23 protein-coding genes and 1 pseudogene are annotated in these 19357 nt (G+C 72.4%); 19 read left to right on the top strand and 5 right to left on the bottom strand.

Features of this window, described 5'->3' with window-relative positions; translation table 11 throughout:
* Window positions 1–42 precede the first annotated feature (42 nt).
* Both ACFV9O_RS03495 and ACFV9O_RS03490 read left to right on the top strand, forming a co-directional pair.
* A complete protein-coding gene (locus tag ACFV9O_RS03495) occupies window positions 43–879 on the top strand; it encodes an ABC transporter permease (protein ID WP_385411652.1) in 837 nt (278 codons plus the stop codon).
* Window positions 880–1003: 124 nt separating this feature from the next.
* On the top strand, window positions 1004–1558 hold the full coding sequence (locus ACFV9O_RS03490; protein ID WP_385411649.1) for an ABC transporter permease: 555 nt from the start codon (window positions 1004–1006) through the stop codon (window positions 1556–1558).
* Window positions 1559–1966: 408 nt separating this feature from the next.
* Here the strand turns inward: ACFV9O_RS03490 and ybaK are convergent, their stop codons facing one another.
* The 4 genes from ybaK to ACFV9O_RS03470 all read right to left on the bottom strand — a co-directional run bounded on the left by ybaK (window position 1967) and on the right by ACFV9O_RS03470 (window position 6204).
* On the bottom strand, window positions 1967–2467 hold the full coding sequence (ybaK, locus tag ACFV9O_RS03485) for a Cys-tRNA(Pro) deacylase (RefSeq protein WP_385411647.1): 501 nt from the start codon (window positions 2465–2467) through the stop codon (window positions 1967–1969).
* A 33-nt stretch (window positions 2468–2500) separates the two neighbouring features.
* Window positions 2501–3241, bottom strand: a complete 741-nt coding sequence (locus ACFV9O_RS03480; protein ID WP_385411643.1) for an LON peptidase substrate-binding domain-containing protein — start codon at window positions 3239–3241, stop codon at window positions 2501–2503.
* A gap of 5 nt (window positions 3242–3246) precedes the next feature.
* A complete protein-coding gene (locus ACFV9O_RS03475) occupies window positions 3247–4425 on the bottom strand; it encodes a hypothetical protein (protein ID WP_385411640.1) in 1179 nt (392 codons plus the stop codon).
* A 171-nt stretch (window positions 4426–4596) separates the two neighbouring features.
* Window positions 4597–6204 carry an oxidoreductase gene (locus ACFV9O_RS03470; RefSeq protein ID WP_385411637.1) on the bottom strand — a complete coding sequence of 536 codons (1608 nt, stop codon included), beginning with the start codon at window positions 6202–6204 and terminating at the stop codon, window positions 4597–4599.
* 167 nt (window positions 6205–6371) lie between these two features.
* On the opposite strand from ACFV9O_RS03470, the gene hisD reads away from it, so the two are divergent.
* The 10 genes from hisD to ACFV9O_RS03420 all read left to right on the top strand — a co-directional run bounded on the left by hisD (window position 6372) and on the right by ACFV9O_RS03420 (window position 13700).
* Window positions 6372–7712, top strand: coding sequence for a histidinol dehydrogenase (gene hisD, locus ACFV9O_RS03465; RefSeq protein WP_385411798.1), 1341 nt, complete (start codon window positions 6372–6374; stop codon window positions 7710–7712).
* Window positions 7709–8815, top strand: coding sequence for a histidinol-phosphate transaminase (locus tag ACFV9O_RS03460; protein WP_385411634.1), 1107 nt, complete (start codon window positions 7709–7711; stop codon window positions 8813–8815). Before hisD ends, ACFV9O_RS03460 begins: the two co-directional genes overlap by 4 nt.
* A complete protein-coding gene (gene hisB, locus ACFV9O_RS03455) occupies window positions 8812–9405 on the top strand; it encodes an imidazoleglycerol-phosphate dehydratase HisB (RefSeq protein WP_385411632.1) in 594 nt (197 codons plus the stop codon). Before ACFV9O_RS03460 ends, hisB begins: the two co-directional genes overlap by 4 nt.
* A gap of 2 nt (window positions 9406–9407) precedes the next feature.
* A complete protein-coding gene (locus ACFV9O_RS03450) occupies window positions 9408–9572 on the top strand; it encodes a hypothetical protein (protein ID WP_385411631.1) in 165 nt (54 codons plus the stop codon).
* Window positions 9569–10210, top strand: a complete 642-nt coding sequence (gene hisH / locus ACFV9O_RS03445) for an imidazole glycerol phosphate synthase subunit HisH (RefSeq protein WP_385411628.1) — start codon at window positions 9569–9571, stop codon at window positions 10208–10210. The genes ACFV9O_RS03450 and hisH overlap by 4 nt, the downstream gene beginning before the upstream one ends.
* A gap of 2 nt (window positions 10211–10212) precedes the next feature.
* Entirely contained in the window at window positions 10213–10941 is a 729-nt protein-coding gene (gene priA, locus ACFV9O_RS03440; protein ID WP_385411627.1) for a bifunctional 1-(5-phosphoribosyl)-5-((5-phosphoribosylamino)methylideneamino)imidazole-4-carboxamide isomerase/phosphoribosylanthranilate isomerase PriA, read from the top strand.
* Window positions 10938–11336, top strand: a complete 399-nt coding sequence (locus tag ACFV9O_RS03435; protein WP_385411624.1) for a Rid family hydrolase — start codon at window positions 10938–10940, stop codon at window positions 11334–11336. Before priA ends, ACFV9O_RS03435 begins: the two co-directional genes overlap by 4 nt.
* Window positions 11333–12103 (top strand): imidazole glycerol phosphate synthase subunit HisF, encoded by a 771-nt coding sequence (gene hisF, locus ACFV9O_RS03430; RefSeq protein ID WP_385411622.1) that lies wholly within the window; start codon window positions 11333–11335, stop codon window positions 12101–12103. The genes ACFV9O_RS03435 and hisF overlap by 4 nt, the downstream gene beginning before the upstream one ends.
* Window positions 12104–12140: 37 nt before the next feature.
* Window positions 12141–12365 carry a hypothetical protein gene (locus ACFV9O_RS03425; RefSeq protein ID WP_385411620.1) on the top strand — a complete coding sequence of 75 codons (225 nt, stop codon included), beginning with the start codon at window positions 12141–12143 and terminating at the stop codon, window positions 12363–12365.
* 102 nt (window positions 12366–12467) lie between these two features.
* On the top strand, window positions 12468–13700 hold the full coding sequence (locus tag ACFV9O_RS03420; RefSeq protein WP_385411617.1) for a serine hydrolase domain-containing protein: 1233 nt from the start codon (window positions 12468–12470) through the stop codon (window positions 13698–13700).
* Between the two features lie 91 nt (window positions 13701–13791).
* Here ACFV9O_RS03420 and ACFV9O_RS03415 read toward each other — a convergent pair whose 3' ends face one another.
* On the bottom strand, window positions 13792–14424 hold the full coding sequence (locus ACFV9O_RS03415) for a TIGR03085 family metal-binding protein (RefSeq protein ID WP_385411614.1): 633 nt from the start codon (window positions 14422–14424) through the stop codon (window positions 13792–13794).
* A gap of 84 nt (window positions 14425–14508) precedes the next feature.
* Here ACFV9O_RS03415 and hisI point away from each other — a divergent pair, with 84 nt between their 5' ends.
* The 7 genes and pseudogenes from hisI to trpM all read left to right on the top strand — a co-directional run.
* The gene (gene hisI, locus ACFV9O_RS03410) at window positions 14509–14886 is read left to right on the top strand and encodes a phosphoribosyl-AMP cyclohydrolase (protein ID WP_385411611.1); all 378 of its coding nucleotides are present in this window, start codon (window positions 14509–14511) and stop codon (window positions 14884–14886) included.
* An 11-nt stretch (window positions 14887–14897) separates the two neighbouring features.
* Window positions 14898–16388: an anthranilate synthase component I gene (locus ACFV9O_RS03405; protein WP_385411609.1), complete on the top strand. Its 1491-nt coding sequence runs from the start codon at window positions 14898–14900 to the stop codon at window positions 16386–16388.
* Between the two features lie 14 nt (window positions 16389–16402).
* The gene (locus ACFV9O_RS03400) at window positions 16403–17050 is read left to right on the top strand and encodes a TIGR02234 family membrane protein (protein WP_385411606.1); all 648 of its coding nucleotides are present in this window, start codon (window positions 16403–16405) and stop codon (window positions 17048–17050) included.
* Window positions 17051–17179: 129 nt separating this feature from the next.
* On the top strand, window positions 17180–17446 hold the full coding sequence (locus tag ACFV9O_RS03395; protein ID WP_385411603.1) for an HGxxPAAW family protein: 267 nt from the start codon (window positions 17180–17182) through the stop codon (window positions 17444–17446).
* 109 nt (window positions 17447–17555) lie between these two features.
* Window positions 17556–18092, top strand: a complete 537-nt coding sequence (locus ACFV9O_RS03390) for a DUF2752 domain-containing protein (protein WP_385411795.1) — start codon at window positions 17556–17558, stop codon at window positions 18090–18092.
* Between the two features lie 127 nt (window positions 18093–18219).
* Window positions 18220–19029, top strand: coding sequence for an indole-3-glycerol phosphate synthase TrpC (gene trpC, locus ACFV9O_RS03385; protein ID WP_385411600.1), 810 nt, complete (start codon window positions 18220–18222; stop codon window positions 19027–19029).
* A 10-nt stretch (window positions 19030–19039) separates the two neighbouring features.
* A pseudogene (gene trpM, locus ACFV9O_RS03380) lies at window positions 19040–19255 on the top strand (tryptophan biosynthesis modulator TrpM); the annotation flags it as partial.
* Between the last annotated feature and the right edge of the window lie 102 nt (window positions 19256–19357).

Below are 19357 nucleotides of genomic sequence, written 5' to 3'. Positions count from 1 at the left end.
TGGCACAGTGAGCCCGAACGTACGGAACAGGAGCAGCGCCAGGTGAGCATCGTGCCTGCGGAGGCCGTGACCGCGAGTGTGCGCGGAGAGCAGGCCGCCGACCGTGCCGGGTCCGGCGGCGGTCCCGCGCCGCTCGCGCCACGCGCCCGGCTGCTGCCCGCGCTCGCCGCGGTGTACCGCGCGCAGCTGTCCCGGGCGCGGGTCGCCCGGATCCCCCTCCTCTTCGTGGCGACCTTCCAGTCCGTCGGCATCATGGTGCTGATGCGGGGCGTCGTCGACGGCGGCGCCGAGGCGCGTGCCGTCGTCGCCGGGTCGTCCGTGCTGGTCGTCGCGTTCGTCGCGCTCAATCTGCTCGCCCAGTACTTCGGCCAGCTCAGGGCCGGGGGCGGCCTCGACCACTACGCGACCCTGCCCGTGCCGCCCGCGGCGGTGGTGCTCGGCGCGGCGGGGGCGTACGCCTCCTTCACCGTGCCCGGGACGGTCGTGACCGCGGTCATCGGCTCGGTGCTCTTCGGGCTTCCGCTCACGCATCTATGGGTGCTGGCCGCCGTGATCCCGCTCGCGGGCGCCGCGCTCGCCGGGCTCGGCGCGGCGCTCGGGCTGCTCGCGACCCGCCAGGAACTCGCCACACTGCTCGGCCAGTTGGGCATGTCCGCGGCCCTGCTGCTGGGGGTGCTGCCGGCCGGGCGGCTGCCGGAGCCGATCGCGTACGCACGGGATCTGCTGCCGTCGACCTACGGGGTCGAGGCGCTGGCCCGCACCTTCGACACGCATCCGCAGTGGCCCGCCGTGGCATTGGACCTCGCGGTCTGCGCGGCCGTGGGCGTGGCGTCACTGGGCGTTGCGACATGGGCGTACCGGAGGGCCGCGGTCCGTTGAGGTGCGGTCCGGTGAGGCGGGCCACAGGGACGTTTGGCACGATGTCATGGTGACCGCACCCCTGACGCCGCCTCACCAGCCTCCGCCGCACGACGCGCCCTGGAACCACCCGTACCCCCTCCCCATGGAGAACGGAGAAGGGCAGGACATGAAGAGGGAGCTGCGCCTGGCTGCCATCGTCCTGCCGGCGGTGGTGCTGGCCGGCGTCGCGCTCGGCCTGCTGTGGCTGTGGCTCGCGCCGCGCGTGGCGCTGATCTCCACGGACAAGGCGGTCTTCGTCCTGGACACGGAGGGCGAGGAGGCGGCGGGAGCGGACGGCACGTTCGTGCTGCTGGCCCTCGGCTTCGGGGTGCTCTGTGCGGCGGTGGTCTTCCTGATCCACCGGCGCGGCGGAGTCGTGCTGGTCCTGGCGCTGGCGCTGGGCGGGCTTGCGGCTTCGGCGCTGGGCTGGGGGATCGGCTACTGGTTCGGTCCCGAGCACGACGTCGTCGCGCACGCGCGTGCGGTGGGCGAGGGTGTCATGTTCGACGCGCCCCTGCAGCTGCGCGCCCGGGCGGCGCTGCTGGCCTGGCCGGTGGCCTCCATGGTGGTCCACCTGGCCCTCACGGCGCTCTTCGGCCCCCGCGACCCGGAACCCGAGTGGCCGGCTCCGCCACTGGGCGGCGGCACGAGCGGCTGACGCGGCGGGCTGGTGCGGGGGCCGCTGCGCGGGGCCTCTTTTCCCGCCCCGCCCCTTCCCGCAACCGGGGCTCCGCCCCGGACTCCGTTCCGAAGGCGCTTCCCGCTACGCCCTGCGGGCGTGGGGGAGGTGCGGGTTCACTCGTCGGTGCCGTGGCACATCAAGCCCGTCCGGCGCTTGAGGACGCACTCTGCGGCCCACCCGTCCGTGCCGGGCACGCGCGCCCCGAGGCCCGCGGTTCGGGCCACCGGGGCGGACGGGCTGGCCGGGTCAGGCCGGGCGGTGGCCGTGGTTGGCGCGGCGCTTTTTGAGGCGCCATTTGCGTTTGCGCGTGCGCTTCGACATTGCGGGCCCCCTCGGATCGGGTGTCCTTCGGTCGTAGCGGAGAACAGGCCCGCCGTCGAGGGCCTACGCGCGGCCGATCGGGGCCACCACCGCGCCCGTGAGGGCGGCCAGGTCGGACGGTGCGAGTTCGACCTCCAGCCCGCGACGGCCGGCCGAGATACAGATCGTCGCGTGCGCGGAGGCCGACGCGTCCAGCACCGTCCGCAGCCGCTTGCGCTGGCCCAGCGGGGAGATGCCGCCCCGCACATAGCCCGTCGTGCGCTCCGCGGCCGCCGGGTCGGCCATCACCGCCCGCTTGCCGCCGACCGCCGTGGCCAGGGCCTTCAGGTCGAGCTGGCCCGCCACCGGGACGACGGCCACCGTCAGCTCGCCGTCGACGTCCGCGACGAGGGTCTTGAAGACCCGCTCGGGGGAGACGCCGAGCGCCTCGGCCGCCTCCTCGCCGTACGACGCCGACGCCGGGTCGTGCTCGTACGCGTGGACCGTGAACTCCGTACCCGCGGCCGTCAGCGCCACCGTCGCCGGAGTGCCCCCGCCGCCCTGCTTCTTCGACTTCTTCGCCAAGGTGCTCGTCCTCGCCTCTACCGCGTACGCGTCTCAGTTCGGGCTCGTCGGCGCCCGCGTCAGCTCCACCGCCGGCAGGGACGGGAGATGCCGGATCACCGCCGTCTCGGAGCGCAGCAGCTTCAGCTCCTCGCGCAGCCGCGTCGCCGTGTCCGGCGCCTGCAGGAGCCCCTGCTTCGCCGGGGTGTCCAGCACGGCCGCCGCGGCCACCAGATACGACACGACCGACGGCTCGTCCGGCAGCTCGGCGCCCGTCGACAGCGACCGCTCCCGCGCGCCCGCCAGCCGCTTCTGGTAGCTGCGGAATGCCCGCAGCACCCCCTCGGCGAGGGCGCCCGCCCCGTCGCCGGGCTCCTCCGGGATCTCCTCGAGTTCGGCGGTCAGAAAGGGACCGCTCGCATCGACGGAGAGCAGTTTGACCCGGCTCGTGCCGGTGGCCAGCACCTCGAAGCTGCCGTCCGCGCGTTCGCGGATCGTCGCGGCGTCCGCGATGCACCCCACCCGGTGGAACGCCTGGATCGGGTCCGGGCCGAAGCCCGCCGCGGGGCCCTTCTCGGGCAGCGCGGTCTGGTCCGGCAGGCCGGGCGCGGTCGGCGCGACCTCGCGGCCGTCGCGGATGGCGACCACGGCGAACCGGCGGGGTTCGGACTCGTCGGTCTTCAGCAGCTCGCGCATCATGGCGCGATAACGCTCTTCGAAGACGTTCAGCGGCAGAACGAGTCCGGGGAAGAGCACCGCGTTGAGCGGGAAGAGGGGCAGGCTTGCGGTGGTCACAGCGGCTAAGCGTAATGGCCGCCGGACGGGCTCTGTCCGGCCTGTCTGCGGATCGGACCGAGCGGACCCGCCGGACCGGGCACGCCGGGCACGCCGGGCAGGCCCAAGGACCCGGAGGAGTCGGCCGCTCGCGCCGACCTCGCCGCTCGCCCCCACCGCGCCGGCCGGTCGGACCGCTCCGAGCGCACCGACCCCCGCCGGAGCGGCATCGTCGAGGCCACCTCGATCCGTACGCCGTCCCGCGCCTCCAGGAACTGGCCCAGCGGATCGTCCGTCACACAGTTCCACGGGAACGACGTCGCGTACGGGCCGATCAGCCTGAACTGCTCCAGCGCCTCCGCCCAGCGGCCCCGCGCGATCAGCACGTACACCAGCAGATTGCGGACCTCCGACGGCCACGGGTCGCCGGCCTCGTACTGCCCGGACAGCGCGATCGCCAGATCGGCGGCGGCGTCGATCCGGTCGGCCTGCACGGCGGTGGGGTCGCCGGTCAGCAGCAGCGTGAACGCCGCCCGCACGGGCAGCGCCTGCACCAGCGAAGCCGGCAGCGCGTCCTCGGCGGCGCGCTCGGCGAAGTCGAAGCACTCGCGGTGCGAGCCGTACCAGACGGCGGAGAGGTACTGGAGCGCCGCGACATGACAGCCGTAGTGGTGCGGGGCACGCCGCACGGCCTGCTCCCACAGCGACTCGAACGCGGTGTGCGTGGCGTGCGTGCCGCGCGCCTGGTCGAGCGCGAGCCGCCAGGGCACCGGATCCCGCGGATCCGCTTCGGCCGCCGCGCCGATCAGCGGCCCGACCTCGCGGAGCCGCTCGACACGCGCGGGCGAGCCCCACGCCTTGCGCACCTCCAGTTCGGCCTTCACCATCAGGGCGTCCGGATCGCGCGGAGCGGCGGCGAGCCAGCGGGCCAGCCAGTCGCCCCGGTGGTACGCGAACGCCGCGAGCCGCATGACGTAGCGGTCGCGGTTCTCCCACTCGGCCGCCTCCCGCGTGGCGGCGAGCAGGGCAGCCGCCGGCGCGTGATCGCCGAGCGCGCCGGCCACGAGTGCGGGCCCGAGCCGCCCGTCGGGCGCGTCGAGCAGTACCGCGTCGTCCGGGGACAGCCCGTCGGCGAGCCGCGGGGTGTGCCGGACCATGCGGGCGGTGCCGATCAGGGCGCGGATCAGAGACATGGTGCGGACCATTGAAAGCCGCAGGTGGGGGCCGCGCCAGGGGGCATCTGTGAAGTTTTGGTAGCAGGTGGAATGGTTGTCCTGCCGGAGGTCAAGAAACGGCAAAGAGGTGCGTGATCCGGCGCACGCGCTCCTTGCCTCAGTGCGCCTCGGCGCGCCCCTCAGCCCGCCTCGGCGAGCCTCTCAGCCCCTCCTCAGCAGCCTCGACGCGCCCGCCGCCACCGTCGTCGCGAGGATCCAGCCGAGGAGGATCAGCGCCGCCGCGGCCCACTGCCAGTGGCCCTGCAGGCGCCAGTAGCCGTCCTGGCCGAGGTTGATCACCGGGAGGAGCAGGTCCAGGGCGTACAGGGACGGGTTCCACTCCGGGTGCTCGTCCGGCTTGATCGCCGAGGGCTCGAAGCGGGAGAACGCCACCGCCCCCGCCGCCCACAGGATCGCCATCCACAGCGCCGCCCGCCCCGGCCGGTAGCCGTACGCGACCGTCCAGTCCTGCAGATAGCCCCAGAGCTTCGCGGCCAGCGGCAGGGTCTCGCGGCGCCGGCGCTGCTTGGCGAGCAGCACCTCGCGCGCGTCGGCGTCCTCGCCGCTGTTGCGCAGCACCGTCGCCAGCCGTTCGTACGGCTCCGGCGCGTACTCGGGGGTGGCCGCGGCCACCCACTCCAGCCGGCGTGCGAGCGGGAAGCGGCTGTACGGGACGAGGTTCTCGTACACGAAGCCGCCCATCGCGAGCCCCCCGGGACCGGGCCAGCTCGTCGACAGGTCGATCAGCGTGACGATCTTCGCGCCGTTGAGCACGACGCGGCCCTCCTCGGGCCGCTCGCCGTTGAAGCGCAGCTCGGGTGTGGCGATCCTGCGCAGCGACAGCTCCTCGCGCCGGGCGTCCGACAGGATGAAGCGGGCCTTGTGGAAGTCGACCGCGTCGCCGAAGCGGCCGTCGTCCAGACGCACTCCGCCGTGGCACTCGAAGCGCTGCTCCCGTGCCCCGGGCGCCCGGCCGCCGGCGGCGTTGGCGATGCCGAACGGGGGAGTGGCGCCCTGGTTCCCCGCCACGTTCACCCAGGCGTACGTCATGTACAGCGTGCGCTCCACGGTCAGCTGCGGGGCGTTGAGCGCACGGCGTCCCTCCGCCGCCCGCAGCCGGCTGCCGCGCAGGCTCAGCGACACGCCGACCTTCGCCCCGCGCAGGCTGACCTCGCCGTACGTCTCGATCAGCTCGGCCTGGAGGTCCTGCGCCACTGACAGCCCGTCCGCGGCGATGGCACGGCCCCGCCGGTCCGGCCGTACCTGGATCTGGTTGATCAGCAGGTCCGTGCCTATCTGCGCGTCCGTGAGCCGTATCCCGCGCTCGACCCGGCAGCGCGGCAGATGCAGATCGCCCTCCGTGTGCAGCCGGGCGGCCTCCAGCCGCGGGATCGCGCAGCCGACCATGCGAAGGGTCGTGAACCGGGCCTCGGGGAGCGCCACTTCGTCCTCGAAGCGGCAGCCGTTCAGTTCGACGTACGGCCCGATCGTCCCGCCGGCGAGTGACAGCTTCCCGGTGATGAACGCCCCGCGCAGCTTCAGCGCGCACACCCGGCCCGGCCGCGCGGGCGGGCCGCTGAGCAGCAGCATCGCGATCACATCGGCGCGGACACTGCGCTCAGGGCCCCAGGCCCCGCCCGAGAAGGGATCGTTGAGCAGCGGATCACGGTCACGCAGGTCGCAGGTTCTGCCACTCTCGAACGACGTCCACATGGTGTGCTCCGCCGTGGTCAGATCAGTGGGCATGTCCATGCCCTGCGGCTCGGTCAAGGCCGCCCCCTCGCTTCCCCGGTTTCGTACAACCGTTCTTCCCGCTGAGTGACGGACTGAACGCTAGTGGTCATGAGCGACTTGTGGGACACGTATCAGCCAGTGATACGGACGACCGGTCCGCGGAGCGCGTCTGCGAGAATTGACCCGTGCTGCGATCAATTTCTCTGGCTCGAATCGATCTGCGTGGCGATGCCCTCCCGGAGGGTGGCGCCCTGCGTGACCTGCTGCCCCGCGCCGAGTTCGACGTGGAGGCCGCCCTGGAGAAGGTGCGGCCCATCTGCGAGGACGTGCGTCATCGCGGCACGGCGGCGCTGATCGACTACGCGGAGAAGTTCGACGGCGTGAAGCTGGAGCGGGTACGGGTGCCCGTGAAGGCACTCGCCGAGGCGCTGGAGCAGCTCGACCCCGAGGTCAGGGCCGCCCTGGAGGAGTCGATCCGGCGCGCCAGGACCGTCCACCGCGCGCAGCGCCGAGAGACGCACACCACGCAGGTCGTGCCGGGCGGCACGGTGACCGAGAAGTGGATTCCGGTCGAGCGCGTCGGGCTGTACGCACCGGGCGGGCGTTCCGTCTACCCGTCCTCCGTGATCATGAACGCGGTGCCGGCGCAGGAGGCCGGCGTCGAGTCCATCGCGCTCGCGTCCCCGCCGCAGAAGCCCCGTTTTGATGGAGATGCAGCCGGCGGCCTGCCGCACCCGACGATCCTCGCCGCGTGCGCGCTGCTCGGCGTGGACGAGGTGTACGCCGCGGGCGGTGCCCAGGCCGTCGCGATGTTCGCGTACGGCACGGAGGAGTGCGCCCCGGCCAACATGGTGACCGGCCCCGGCAATGTCTGGGTGGCCGCCGCCAAGCGCTATTTCACCGGCCGCATCGGCATCGACACCGAGGCCGGCCCGACCGAGATCGCGGTCCTCGCCGACGCCACCGCCGACCCGGCCCACGTCGCCGCCGACCTGATCAGCCAGGCCGAGCACGATCCGCTGGCCGCGGCCGTCCTGGTCACCGACTCGCCCGAGCTCGCGGACGCCGTCGAGCGCGAGCTGGAGCCGCAGGTCGCCGCCACGAAGCACGTCGAGGACCGCATCGTCCCCGCGCTGTCCGGCAAGCAGTCCGCGATCGTCCTCGTCGACGGCATCGAGGAGGGCCTGCGCGTCGTCGACGCGTACGGCGCCGAGCACCTGGAGATCCAGACCGCCGACGCCGCGGCCGTCGCCGACCGGGTCCGCAACGCGGGCGCGATCTTCGTCGGCCCCTGGGCGCCGGTCTCCCTCGGCGACTACTGCGCGGGCTCCAACCACGTGCTGCCCACCGGCGGCTGCGCCTGCCACTCCTCCGGACTCTCCGTCCAGTCCTTCCTGCGCGGCGTCCACATCGTGGACTACACGCGCGACGCACTCGCCGAGGTCACCCACCACGTGGTGACGCTGGCGGAAGCGGAGGACCTCCCGGCGCACGGAGCCGCGCTGAAGGCAAGGTTCGGATGGAAGGTGCCCGACAGCAAGTGACCGGCATTGACGATCTCCCCATCCGCGACGAGCTGCGCGGCAAGTCCCCGTACGGCGCGCCGCAGCTCGACGTGCCCGTACAGCTGAACACCAACGAGAACCCGTACCCGCTGCCCGAGCCGCTCGTCGAGCGCATCGCCGAGCGGGTCAGGGAAGCCGCGCGCGGCCTCAACCGCTACCCCGACCGGGACGCCGTCGAGCTCCGCACCGAGCTCGCCGAGTACCTCACCCGCACCGGAAAGCACCCGGTCTCTCTCGCCAACGTCTGGGCGGCCAACGGGTCCAACGAGGTCATCCAGCAGCTGCTCCAGACCTTCGGCGGCCCGGGCCGCACGGCCATCGGCTTCGAGCCCTCGTACTCGATGCACGGGCTGATCGCCCGCGGCACGGGCACCGGCTGGATCTCCGGTCCCCGCAACGACGACTTCACCATCGACGTGGCGGCGGCCTCGCGGGCCATCGCCGAGCACCGTCCCGACGTCGTCTTCATCACCTCGCCCAACAACCCCACCGGCACCGCCGTCGACGCCGGGACGGTCCTCGCGCTGTACGAGGCCGCCCAGCAGGCCAAGCCGTCGCTCGTGGTCGTGGACGAGGCGTACGTCGAGTTCAGCCACCGCCCCTCGCTGCTGCCGCTGATCGAGGGCCGGCCGAACCTCGTCGTCTCGCGCACCATGTCCAAGGCCTTCGGCGCCGCCGGGCTGCGCCTCGGCTATCTCGCCGCGCACCCGGCCGTGGTGGACGCCGTCCAGCTCGTGCGGCTGCCGTACCACCTCTCCGCCGTCACGCAGGCCACAGCACTCGCCGCCCTGGAGCACACGGACACGCTGCTGAAGTACGTCGAGCAGCTCAAGGAGGAGCGGGACCGGCTGGTCGCCGAGCTGCTCGCCATCGGCTACGAAGTGACGGAATCGGACGCCAACTTCGTCCAGTTCGGGCGCTTCGAGGACACCCACGGCATGTGGCAGAAGATCCTCGACCGGGGCGTCCTCGTCCGTGACAACGGCGTACCCGGGTGGCTGCGGGTCACCGCCGGCACCCCCGAAGAGAACGACGCGTTCCTCGATGCGGTTCGCGCACTGAAGAAGGAGCAGAGCTCATGAGCCGCGTAGGACGGGTCGAGCGCACCACCAAGGAGACGTCGGTCGTCGTCGAGATCAACCTCGACGGCACCGGACAGGTCGATGTGTCGACCGGGGTCGGCTTCTACGACCACATGCTGGACCAGCTCGGCCGCCACGGCCTGTTCGACCTCACCGTCAAGACCGACGGCGATCTGCACATCGACAGCCACCACACCATCGAGGACACCGCCCTCGCGCTGGGCGCCGCCTTCAAGCAGGCACTCGGCGACAAGGTGGGGATCTACCGCTTCGGCAACTGCACGGTCCCGCTGGACGAGTCGCTCGCGCAGGTGACCGTCGACCTGTCCGGCCGCCCCTACCTGGTGCACACCGAGCCGGAGAACATGGCGCCGATGATCGGCGCGTACGACACGACGATGACCCGGCACATCCTGGAGTCCTTCGTCGCCCAGGCGCAGATCGCGCTGCACGTCCACGTGCCGTACGGGCGCAATGCCCACCACATCGTGGAGTGCCAGTTCAAGGCGCTCGCCCGCGCCCTGCGCTACGCCTCCGAGCGCGACCCGCGCGCCGCCGGAATCCTTCCCTCCACGAAGGGTGCGCTGTAGTCGTGAACGGTCTTTCCACGGTTCTGATCGTCCTCGGGCTGTTCCTGATCGGTGGCGTGATCTCCTTCGCCAAGCAGCAGATGCCGAAGGGCCTGATCGTGCTGCTCTCCGCCGGCGCCGCGATGTGCCTGGCCGCCGGCGTCCTGCGACTGGACGTGTGGTCATGAGCGCGCGCAAGAAGGTCGTCGTCTTCGACTACGGCTTCGGCAACGTCCGTTCCGCCGAGCGGGCCATCGCCCGCGTCGGCGCGGACGTCGAGATCACCCGCGACTTCGACGCCGCCATGAACGCCGACGGGCTCCTCGTCCCCGGCGTCGGCGCCTTCTCCGCCTGCATGACCGGGCTGAAGGAGGCCCGCGGGCACTGGATCGTCGACCGCAGGCTCTCCGGCGGCCGCCCGGTCATGGGCATCTGCGTCGGCATGCAGATCCTCTTCGAGCGCGGCATCGAGCACGGCGTCGAGACCGAGGGCCTGGACGAGTGGCCCGGCGTCGTCGCGCCGCTGAAGGCCCCGGTCGTCCCCCACATGGGCTGGAACACCGTCAAGGCGCCCGAGGACAGCGAGCTGTTCGCGGGTCTCGACCCCGACGCCCGCTTCTACTTCGTCCACTCGTACGCCGTGCACGAATGGTCCCTCGAGATCACCAACCCCGCGATGCGCGCCCCCAAGGTCACCTGGGCGACCCACGGCGAGCCGTTCGTCGCGGCCGTCGAGAACGGCGCCCTGTGGGCGACCCAGTTCCACCCCGAGAAGTCCGGCGACGCCGGAGCCCAGCTCCTCACCAACTGGATCGAGACCCTCTGATCATGGCTCAGAAGCTTGAACTCCTCCCCGCCGTGGACGTCCGCGACGGTCAGGCCGTGCGTCTCGTCCACGGCGAGTCCGGTACGGAGACGTCGTACGGCTCCCCGCTGGAGGCCGCCCTCACCTGGCAGCGCGCGGGCGCCGAATGGCTCCACCTGGTCGACCTGGACGCCGCCTTCGGCACCGGTGACAACCGGGAGCTGATCGCCGAGGTCGCCGGGGCCATGGACCTCAAGGTCGAGCTGTCCGGCGGCATCCGCGACGACGAGACCCTCGCCGCGGCCCTCGCCACCGGCTGCACCCGCGTCAACCTCGGCACCGCGGCCCTGGAGACCCCCGAGTGGGTCGCCAAGGTCATCGCCGAGCACGGCGACAAGATCGCGGTCGGTCTCGACGTACGCGGCACGACCCTGCGCGGCCGCGGCTGGACCCGCGACGGCGGCGACCTCTACGAGACGCTGGCCCGCCTCGACTCCGAGGGCTGCGCCCGCTACGTCGTCACCGACATCGCCAAGGACGGCACCCTCCAGGGCCCCAACCTGGAGCTGCTGCGCAACGTCTGCGCCGCAACCGACAAGCCCGTCGTCGCCTCCGGCGGCGTCTCCTCGCTCGACGACCTGCGCGCGCTCGCCTCGCTGGTCCCGGCGGGCGTCGAGGGCGCCATCGTCGGCAAGGCGCTCTACGCCAAGGCGTTCACCCTGGAAGAGGCCCTGGAGGCAGTCTCCCGATGACAGACGTACGCCGCATCACCTCCGGCGGAGCGTGGGAAGAGGCCTACGCCTACTCGCGCGCCGTGGAGCTGCCGAACGGCCTCGTACTCGTCTCCGGCTGTACGTCGATGATCGACGGCGCCTTCGCCGATGGCGGCCCGTACGACCAGGCGGTCAACTCCTTCAACGTCGCCATCGGCGCGCTGAAGGAGCTCGGCCTCGGCACCGAGCACGTGGTGCGCACCCGGATGTACATCACGCACGCCCGGGACGTCGAGGAGGTCGGCCGCGCCCACAAAGAACTGTTCGACGCCGTCCGCCCCGCCGCGTCGATGGTCATCGTCGCCGGCCTCGTCGACCCGCGGCTGGTCGTGGAGGTCGAGGTCGAGGCGTACCGAGGAGGTTCGCGGTCATGACCCTCGCGGTCCGAGTCATCCCCTGCCTGGACGTGGACAACGGCCGGGTGGTCAAGGGAGTCAACTTCCAGAATCTGCGGGACGCGGGCGACCCGGTCGAGATGGCCAAGCTGTACGACGCCGAGGGCGCCGACGAGCTGACCTTCCTCGACATCACCGCGTCGTCCGGCGACCGCGAGACGACGTACGACGTGGTGCGCCGCACCGCAGAGCAGGTCTTCATCCCCCTCACGGTGGGCGGCGGCGTCCGCTCGGCGGACGACGTCGACAAGCTGCTGCGGGCCGGCGCCGACAAGGTCGGCGTCAACACGGCGGCCATCGCCCGCCCGGAGCTGATCCGTGAGATCGCCGAGCGCTTCGGCCGCCAGGTCCTGGTCCTGTCGGTGGACGCCCGCCGCACCCCGGAAGGCACCACGACGTCGTCCGGCTACGAGGTGACCACCCACGGCGGCCGCCGCGGCACCGGCATCGACGCCGTCGAATGGGCGCACCGGGCCGCCGAGCTGGGCGCGGGCGAGATCCTGCTCAACTCGATGGACGCCGACGGCACCAAGGACGGCTACGACACGGAGATGATCGCGGCCGTCCGCAAGCACGTCACGGTCCCGGTCATCGCCTCCGGCGGCGCGGGCAGACTCGCCGACTTCGCCCCGGCCATCACGGCGGGCGCGGACGCGGTGCTCGCGGCATCCGTCTTCCACTTCGGCGATCTGCGGATCGGGCAGGTGAAGGAGACGCTGCGCGAGGCGGGGCACCCCGTTCGGTAGTTCGAACCGCGTCGCGGGGGAGCCGTACTACGAGGAAGTGGCCACGCGCGCGGCCACCTTCCTGCACACGGCGTTGCGGCTCCGTCCGTTCACGGACTACAACGCGTCGATCGGTATCGGCTGCGTGCGTGCCTACATGGAGGAGTCCGGCGTGCCTGTCGCGCCGACGCACGGCGATTGGGCGAAGCTCGTCGGCGACGTCCGCAGTGACGAGGCGGACCTGACAGAGGTTGCCCGTCTTCTGCGCGACTGGGCCGCCTGAAACCCTTGGGGCGGGCCGTAACGGCCCGCCCCAAGGGTGATCCCCGTGCCCGCCCGGGTGTTCCACGGCACTTCACGGCACTCGCGACCCCATAGTGCGGTCATGAGACGAAACCGGCGGGCCGCACTCCTCTGTGTCGCGGTGTTCATCGCCGCGATCCTCCAGGTCACCGCTCTCGCCCCCGCCCCCTCGGCGCCAGGGGAGGGCCGCCCCTGCGTCAGCTCCCCGAAACCCCGCGGCGGCCCCGCCCGTGAGGTCCTGGACATCGCTCAGCGGGCCAGGAGCGAAATGGGCCTCAACTCGGTGGTGCTGCGGGTCACGAGGGACGGCGACGACGTCCTCACGACCGCCCTGGGCGAGTCCATGACCGGCGTACCCGCGACGCCCGGCATGCACTTCCGGGCCGGGTCGGTGGCCATCGTCTACATGGGCATGACCCTGCTGCAGCTGGTGGACGAGAAGAAGGCGCGGCTCGACGACCCCGTGTCCCGCTGGCTGCCGGACGCCCCGCACGCCGACGAGATCACACTGCGCATGCTCGGCGACTCCACCTCGGGGCTCCACGACTACGTCACCGACCCGAAGTTCCTCGCCGAACTGGAGGCGGCCCCGTTCCGCCACTGGACGCCCGAGGAGCTGGTGGCATTCCCGGCCGCCCACCCCCTCTGGTACGAGCCGGGCACCAGCTTCAGCTACTCCCACGCCAACTTCGTGCTCCTCGGCGCCGCCCTGGAGAAGATCAGCGGCACGCCGCTCGACAAGCTGCTGGAACAGCGCGTCATGGACCCTCTCGGGTTGAGCAACACCCGCAACTACGCCACCCCCGAGATCCAGCAGCCGGTTCTGCACGCGTTCACCTCGGAACGGGGCCGCTACGAGGAGTCCACCTTCTGGAACCCCTCGTGGACCACCGCGCCGGGCGCCGTCATCACCACGCACATCTGCGACCTGGCCCGCTCGGCGCAGGCCGTGGGCACGGGCGAGCTGCTGTCGCCCGCGGCGTACCGCACCCAGCTCGATCCCGGCACTGTCGGGCTCGGCGGCGCTACGAAGACCTGCCCCGCCACGGTGTGCCTGAAGAACACCGCAGCCATGCACTTCGGCCTCGGTGTGCTCGTGCTGAACGGCTGGATCGTGACGAACCCGTCGTTCTCCGGTTACGCCGCCATCCAGGCCTATCTGCCCGCCGAACGCCTCGCCGTCGCGGTCACGACGACCAAGGGGCCGAAGACCCCTGACGGCAACACGGCGGAAATCATCGCGAGCCGGATCGCCGCAGCCCTCGCCCCCGGCCACCCGCTCCCGGCAGTCACGCCGGCCTCCCCGAGCCGCTAGGACAGGCCCTGGCGCGGTCCTGGCCGGAGGACAGGCCCCAGGGGTTTCTTTCGGATCTTGCCGGGCTCCGGCCTGATCCAAAAGAAGCCCCCTAGCTCATCCCCAGCTTGGCCTCACGCACCTTGGCGACCGCGTCCTCGTCGCCCTCCAGCCCCACCGAGGCCTGCTTCTGCCGGCCGAAGGCGAAGAGTGTCAGCTCACCGGGATCCGCGGTCACCGTCACCACCGGCGTGCCGCGGTGCGCGACCGCCGTCTGACCGTCCGGGCGGCGCAGCACCAGCCCCACCGGCGACTTCCGGCCCAGCAGCCTGGCCCCCCGCTCCAGCCGCTTCCACAGGGTGTCCGCGAAGACCGGGTCCAGCTCCCGCGGCGCCCAGTCGGGCTGCGCCCGCCGTACGTCCTCCGCGTGCACATAGAACTCGACCGTGTTCGCCCCTTCGTCGACCGGCTTGATCGCGAACGGCGACATCCGCGGCGGGCCCGTACGGATCAGCTGGATCAGCTCCTCGTACGGCTTCGCGGCGAATTCCGCCTGCACCCGCTCCAGCCGGTTCCTCAGGACGCCCAGGATGATCCCGGCGGCCTCAGGGCGGCGCTCGCGTACCACCACATGCGCCGCCAGGTCGCGGGTGTTCCACCCCTCGCACAGGGTCGGGGCGTCGGGGCCCGCGGCCTCCAACAGATCGGCGAGAAGAAGCCGTTCACGCTTGGCATGGGTCGACATGCAGGTCAGCCTACGGCCGGGGACCCGCGTCCGCACAGTGGACGCACCGCCGGACGGAGAGCCCCGAAGCGGCACAATGGCCCCATGACAGGCATGCCCAGCACGCGCAGCGACTCCAGCGCACTCGACCCCGCCATCGCAGGCCGCCTCAAGCGCAGCGCCGACGGCCTGGTCCCGGCCATCGCCCAGCAGTACGACACCGGCGAGGTGCTCATGCTGGGCTGGATGGACGACGAGGCCCTGCACCGCACCCTCACCACCGGCCGCGCCACCTACTGGTCCCGCAGCCGGCGGGAGTACTGGGTCAAGGGCGACACGTCCGGCCACGTCCAGCACGTCAAGTCGGTCGCGCTCGACTGCGACGCCGACACCGTCCTCGTCAAGGTGGACCAGGTCGGCGCCGCCTGCCACACCGGCGCCCGTACCTGCTTCGACGCCGACGTGCTGCCACTGGGCCAGTAGGGTCGTACGCCATGGATCTCGAGACCTTCCGCAAGCTGGCGGACGATCGCCGCGTCATCCCCGTCAGCCGCCGCCTCCTCGCCGACGGCGACACGCCGGTCGGCCTCTACCGCAAGCTCGCGGCGGAGCGGCCGGGCACCTTCCTCCTCGAATCCGCGGAGAACGGGCGCTCCTGGTCCCGCTACTCCTTCGTCGGCGTACGGTCCGCCGCGACCCTCACCACTCGCGACGGCCAGGCCCACTGGCTCGGCACCCCGCCCGTCGGCGTACCCGTCGACGGCGACCCGCTGAAGGCGCTGCGCGCCACCGTCGACGCTCTGCACACCCCGCGCGACCTGGCCTCCGGAATGCCGCCCTTCACCGGCGGCATGGTCGGCTACCTCGGCTACGACATCGTCCGCCGGCTGGAGAAGATCGGCGAGCACGGCCGGGACGACCTGCAACTGCCCGAGCTGACCATGCTGCTCACCTCGGACCTCGCCGTCCTGGACCACTGGGCCGGCACGGTCCTGCTGATCGCCAACGCGATCAACCACAACGACCTCGACACCGGTGTCGACGAGGCGTACGCGGACGCCGTGGCCCGCCTCGACGCCATGGAGGCCGGCCTCTCCCGCCCGGTCACCTACGAGCCGCACGCCCTCCCGCCGTCCGAGCTGCCCCCCTACACGGCGCCGCTGTGGGGCGGGGAGCAGTTCCAGGAGGCCGTCGAGGACATCAAGGAGCGCATCCGCGCGGGCGAGGCCTTCCAGGTCGTCCCCTCGCAGCGCTTCGAGACGCCGTGCGAGGCGAGCGCCCTGGACGTCTACCGGGTGCTGCGGGCCACCAACCCGAGCCCGTACATGTACCTGCTCCGCTTCGAGGGCTTCGACGTCGTCGGCTCCAGCCCGGAGGCCCTGGTCAAGGTCGAGGACGGGCGCGCCATGGTGCACCCCATCGCCGGCACCCGTCCGCGCGGCGCCACCCCGCAGGAGGACCACGACCTCGCCGAGGAACTGCTCGCCGATCCCAAGGAGCGCGCCGAGCACCTCATGCTCGTCGACCTCGGCCGCAACGACCTCGGCCGGGTCTGCGAGCCGGGCTCGGTCGAGGTCGTCGACTTCATGTCCATCGAGCGGTACTCGCACGTCATGCACATCGTGTCGACCGTGACCGGCACCGTCGCCGAAGGCCGTACCGCCTTCGACGTCCTGACCGCCTGCTTCCCGGCGGGCACGCTCTCGGGCGCCCCGAAGCCCCGCGCGATGCAGATCATCGAGGAGCTGGAGCCCTCGCGGCGCGGACTGTACGGCGGCTGTGTCGGCTACCTCGACTTCGCGGGCGACTCCGACACCGCCATTGCCATCCGTACCGCCCTGCTGCGTGACGGCACCGCGTACGTGCAGGCCGGCGCGGGCATCGTCGCCGACTCGGACCCGGTCGCCGAGAACACCGAATGCCGCAACAAGGCGGCCGCGGTGCTGCGGGCCGTGCATACGGCGAACCGGCTGAACGACAACTGAACCGGTAGGGGATAGTGGGGTACGTGAGTGCTACATCCGTACCCCAGCCCCGTACCGAGAGCGCCACGGCCGCCACAGGCAGCCGGCGCAGCCTCGCAGCCGCCCTGCTGCTCGGCGCCGTCGGCGCCGCCGTGGTGCTGCTCGCCTCCGGGCAGACCTGGGCCGAGGGCACGGCCTCGGTTCTCGGCAGCGGCGTGCCCCTGAAGGCCGGCGGCCGGGACGTCACCGGCCTTCCGGCCGCGCTCGCCGTCGTCGGTCTGGCCGCGCTCGTCGCCCTCTTCGCCGTCCGCCGCACCGGGCGGCTGCTCGTCGCCGCCCTGCTCGCCCTCAGCGGTGCGGGCGCGTCGGTCGCCGCGTACACCAGCGTCTCCGGGACCGCGGCCCTCGACGAGCAGGCGCGGCGCACCACCGGGGACAGCGCCGCCGTGGTCGACTCGCTCACGCACACCGCGTGGCCGTTCGTCACCGCCGCCGCCGGACTGCTGATCCTGGCCGCGGGTGTGCTCGCCCTGCGGTACGGCGCCGCCTGGCCCGCGATGTCCGGCCGCTACGAACGCGAGGGCGCAGGCCCGCGCAAGGCGGCCGCCGCGATCGATCCGGAGCGGCCCGAGGACCTGTGGAAGGCCCTCGACCGCGGCGAGGACCCCACGCGCGATCAGTGACGACCCCCACGTCCTGACACCCCCCGGAGTGCGGGACAATAGGGTGCGAGGGGGTCCCCACGCCCTGGGGCGGAGGGGGAATCCGCATCACCCCACAGCGCTAGACGCGAGACGAACGAGGAGCAACTCATGGCGGGCAGCAGCCACGGACACACCCCGGCCGCCTGGACCGGCGTCACCATCAGCTTCATCGGCTTCTGCATCGCCGGAGTCTTCATGGTGGCGGCCAATCCGCTCGGCTTCTGGGCCGGAATCGCCGTGACGCTGCTCGGCGGTGTCGTGGGCGGTGCGATGAAGGCCGCGGGTCTCGGCATGCCCAAGCAGCAGCCCATCCGCATTCAGGCCCCCGCCCCGGTCGCGAAGCCCGCGCCGGCCGAGGTCACGGTGGCCTCCTGACGCCACGAGCACCCCTCAGGATCCCCTGAGCGCTTCGTGCGAGGCGCAGTCCGGCGAGCCCGGGCTGCGCCTCTCCGCATGCCCGGGGGACAATCACGGGGTGGATGCCATCCCTGCCGCCGCCCCCGGCCCGGGCGAGCCCCCCGTGCCGGGGCCCGCGCCGCACACCGCGCCCGCCCCTGTGCACGGCACACCCGCCCCTGCGCACGGCCCGGTGGCGGGGCCGGTGCCGGCACCCACGGCCGTCGCGCCGCTCGTGCGGCGGCTCGCCCCGCCGCTGGCGAGCATGGCCGGAGTCGCCGCGGCCTTCGCGTACGTCGGCACGGTGGACCCCAACGAGCCCGGGCACTATCCGGTCTGCCCCCTGCTGCGGCTCACCGGGATCTACTGTCCGGGCTGCGGGGGTCTGCGCAGCGCCCACGCCTTCATCACCGGCGACATCGGCGCCGCCCTCGGTGCCAATGCCGTCGCCACCGTCGGTTACGGGGTCTTCGCCGTCCTGTGGATCGTCTGGCTCGTCCGCGCCGCCCGGAACAGGCCGGTGCGGATCGGCCTCGGGCCCGTCTGGTGGTGGGGTCTCGGCGGGATTCTGCTGGTCTACACCGTCGTACGGAATCTTCCGTTCGGGGCGTTCCTCGCGCCATGAACGGCAGCAAGCGGTTCCAGGTAGTGGGACGGCCGTCAACCGGATGCGGGGCCTTCGCCCTCCTACGGATACCATCGAGATTGCTGACAGTGATCCACCATCAACCTCCCGGAAGGGGGCCGCTCGCGTGAGTGTGCTCGACGAGATCATCGAAGGCGTGCGCGCCGACCTCGCAGAGCGGCAGGCGCGGGTCAGCCTCGACGAGCTCAAGGAGCGTGCCGCCAAGGCGCCCCAGGCCAAGGACGGCGTCGCCGCGCTGCGCGGCGACGGGGTCAAGGTCATCTGCGAGGTGAAGCGCTCCAGTCCCTCCAAGGGCGCGCTCGCCGCCATCGCGGACCCTGCCGGACTCGCCGCCGACTACGAGGCGGGCGGCGCGGCCGTCATCTCCGTCCTCACCGAACAGCGCCGCTTCGGCGGCTCGCTCGCGGACCTGGAAGCCGTGCGGGCCCGGGTGGACATCCCGCTGCTCCGCAAGGACTTCATCGTCACGTCGTACCAGCTGTGGGAAGCCCGTGCCTACGGTGCCGACCTGGTCCTGCTGATCGTCGCCGCACTCGATCAGGAGGCGCTCGTCTCCCTGATCGAGCGTGCCCAGTCGATCGGCCTCACCCCGCTCGTCGAGGTCCATGACGAGGACGAGGTCGAGCGTGCCGTGGACGCCGGAGCCAAGATCATCGGTGTCAACGCACGGGACCTCAGGACCCTCAAGGTCGACCGTTCCACCTTCGAACGGGTCGTCCCCGAGATCCCCGCGGGCATCGTCAAGATCGCCGAGTCCGGCATCCGCGGCCCGCACGACCTGATCGCGTACGCCAACGCCGGCGCCGATGCCGTCCTCGTCGGCGAGTCCCTGGTCACCGGCCGCGACCCGAAGGCCGCAGTGGCCGACCTGGTCGCCGCGGGCGCCCACCCGGCGCTGCGGCACGGGAGGGGCTGACCTCCCGCCCATGACCACAGCCGTCCGCCGCGCAACGCCGCCCCGGCCGGGCCTTCGCCGCCCGGCCGGTGCGGCCGCGTCCGCGCGCGTGCCGCACGCGCCGCTGGCGCGCGGCTGCCGCCCGCGCGGCTGCCGGGCCCCGGCCCGCCGGGTGCACGGACGGCGCGTCCGGTACGTGATCGGGGACGAGCCCGGCCAGGTCAACGGCATGCGATGGCGCCGTGGGTGGGGGTCGCCCCACGACCCCACACCCCCCCCCCCTCCCCTCCCCCCCCCCCCCCCTCAGAACCCTTTCCCCCCCCCCCCCCCCCCCCCTCCCCCCCCCCAA

The organism is Streptomyces sp. NPDC059909 (assembly GCF_042730885.1).
GTDB lineage: Bacteria > Actinomycetota > Actinomycetes > Streptomycetales > Streptomycetaceae > Streptomyces.
Note: the sequence above shows the minus strand (reverse complement) of the source record. Positions and strands in the feature narration are given on the sequence as shown.

Coding starts and splice junctions, on each gene's coding strand:
- ACFV9O_RS03490 (WP_385411649.1), top strand. CDS start 1,004: ATGGAGAACGGAGAAGGGCAGGACATGAAGAGGGAGCTGCGCCTGGCT.
- ACFV9O_RS03475 (WP_385411640.1), bottom strand. CDS start 4,425: ATGGTCCGCACCATGTCTCTGATCCGCGCCCTGATCGGCACCGCCCGC.
- hisB (WP_385411632.1), top strand. CDS start 8,812: ATGAGCCGCGTAGGACGGGTCGAGCGCACCACCAAGGAGACGTCGGTC.
- hisH (WP_385411628.1), top strand. CDS start 9,569: ATGAGCGCGCGCAAGAAGGTCGTCGTCTTCGACTACGGCTTCGGCAAC.
- priA (WP_385411627.1), top strand. CDS start 10,213: ATGGCTCAGAAGCTTGAACTCCTCCCCGCCGTGGACGTCCGCGACGGT.
- ACFV9O_RS03435 (WP_385411624.1), top strand. CDS start 10,938: ATGACAGACGTACGCCGCATCACCTCCGGCGGAGCGTGGGAAGAGGCC.
- hisF (WP_385411622.1), top strand. CDS start 11,333: ATGACCCTCGCGGTCCGAGTCATCCCCTGCCTGGACGTGGACAACGGC.
- ACFV9O_RS03420 (WP_385411617.1), top strand. CDS start 12,468: ATGAGACGAAACCGGCGGGCCGCACTCCTCTGTGTCGCGGTGTTCATC.
- ACFV9O_RS03415 (WP_385411614.1), bottom strand. CDS start 14,424: ATGTCGACCCATGCCAAGCGTGAACGGCTTCTTCTCGCCGATCTGTTG.
- hisI (WP_385411611.1), top strand. CDS start 14,509: ATGACAGGCATGCCCAGCACGCGCAGCGACTCCAGCGCACTCGACCCC.
- ACFV9O_RS03405 (WP_385411609.1), top strand. CDS start 14,898: ATGGATCTCGAGACCTTCCGCAAGCTGGCGGACGATCGCCGCGTCATC.
- ACFV9O_RS03395 (WP_385411603.1), top strand. CDS start 17,180: ATGGCGGGCAGCAGCCACGGACACACCCCGGCCGCCTGGACCGGCGTC.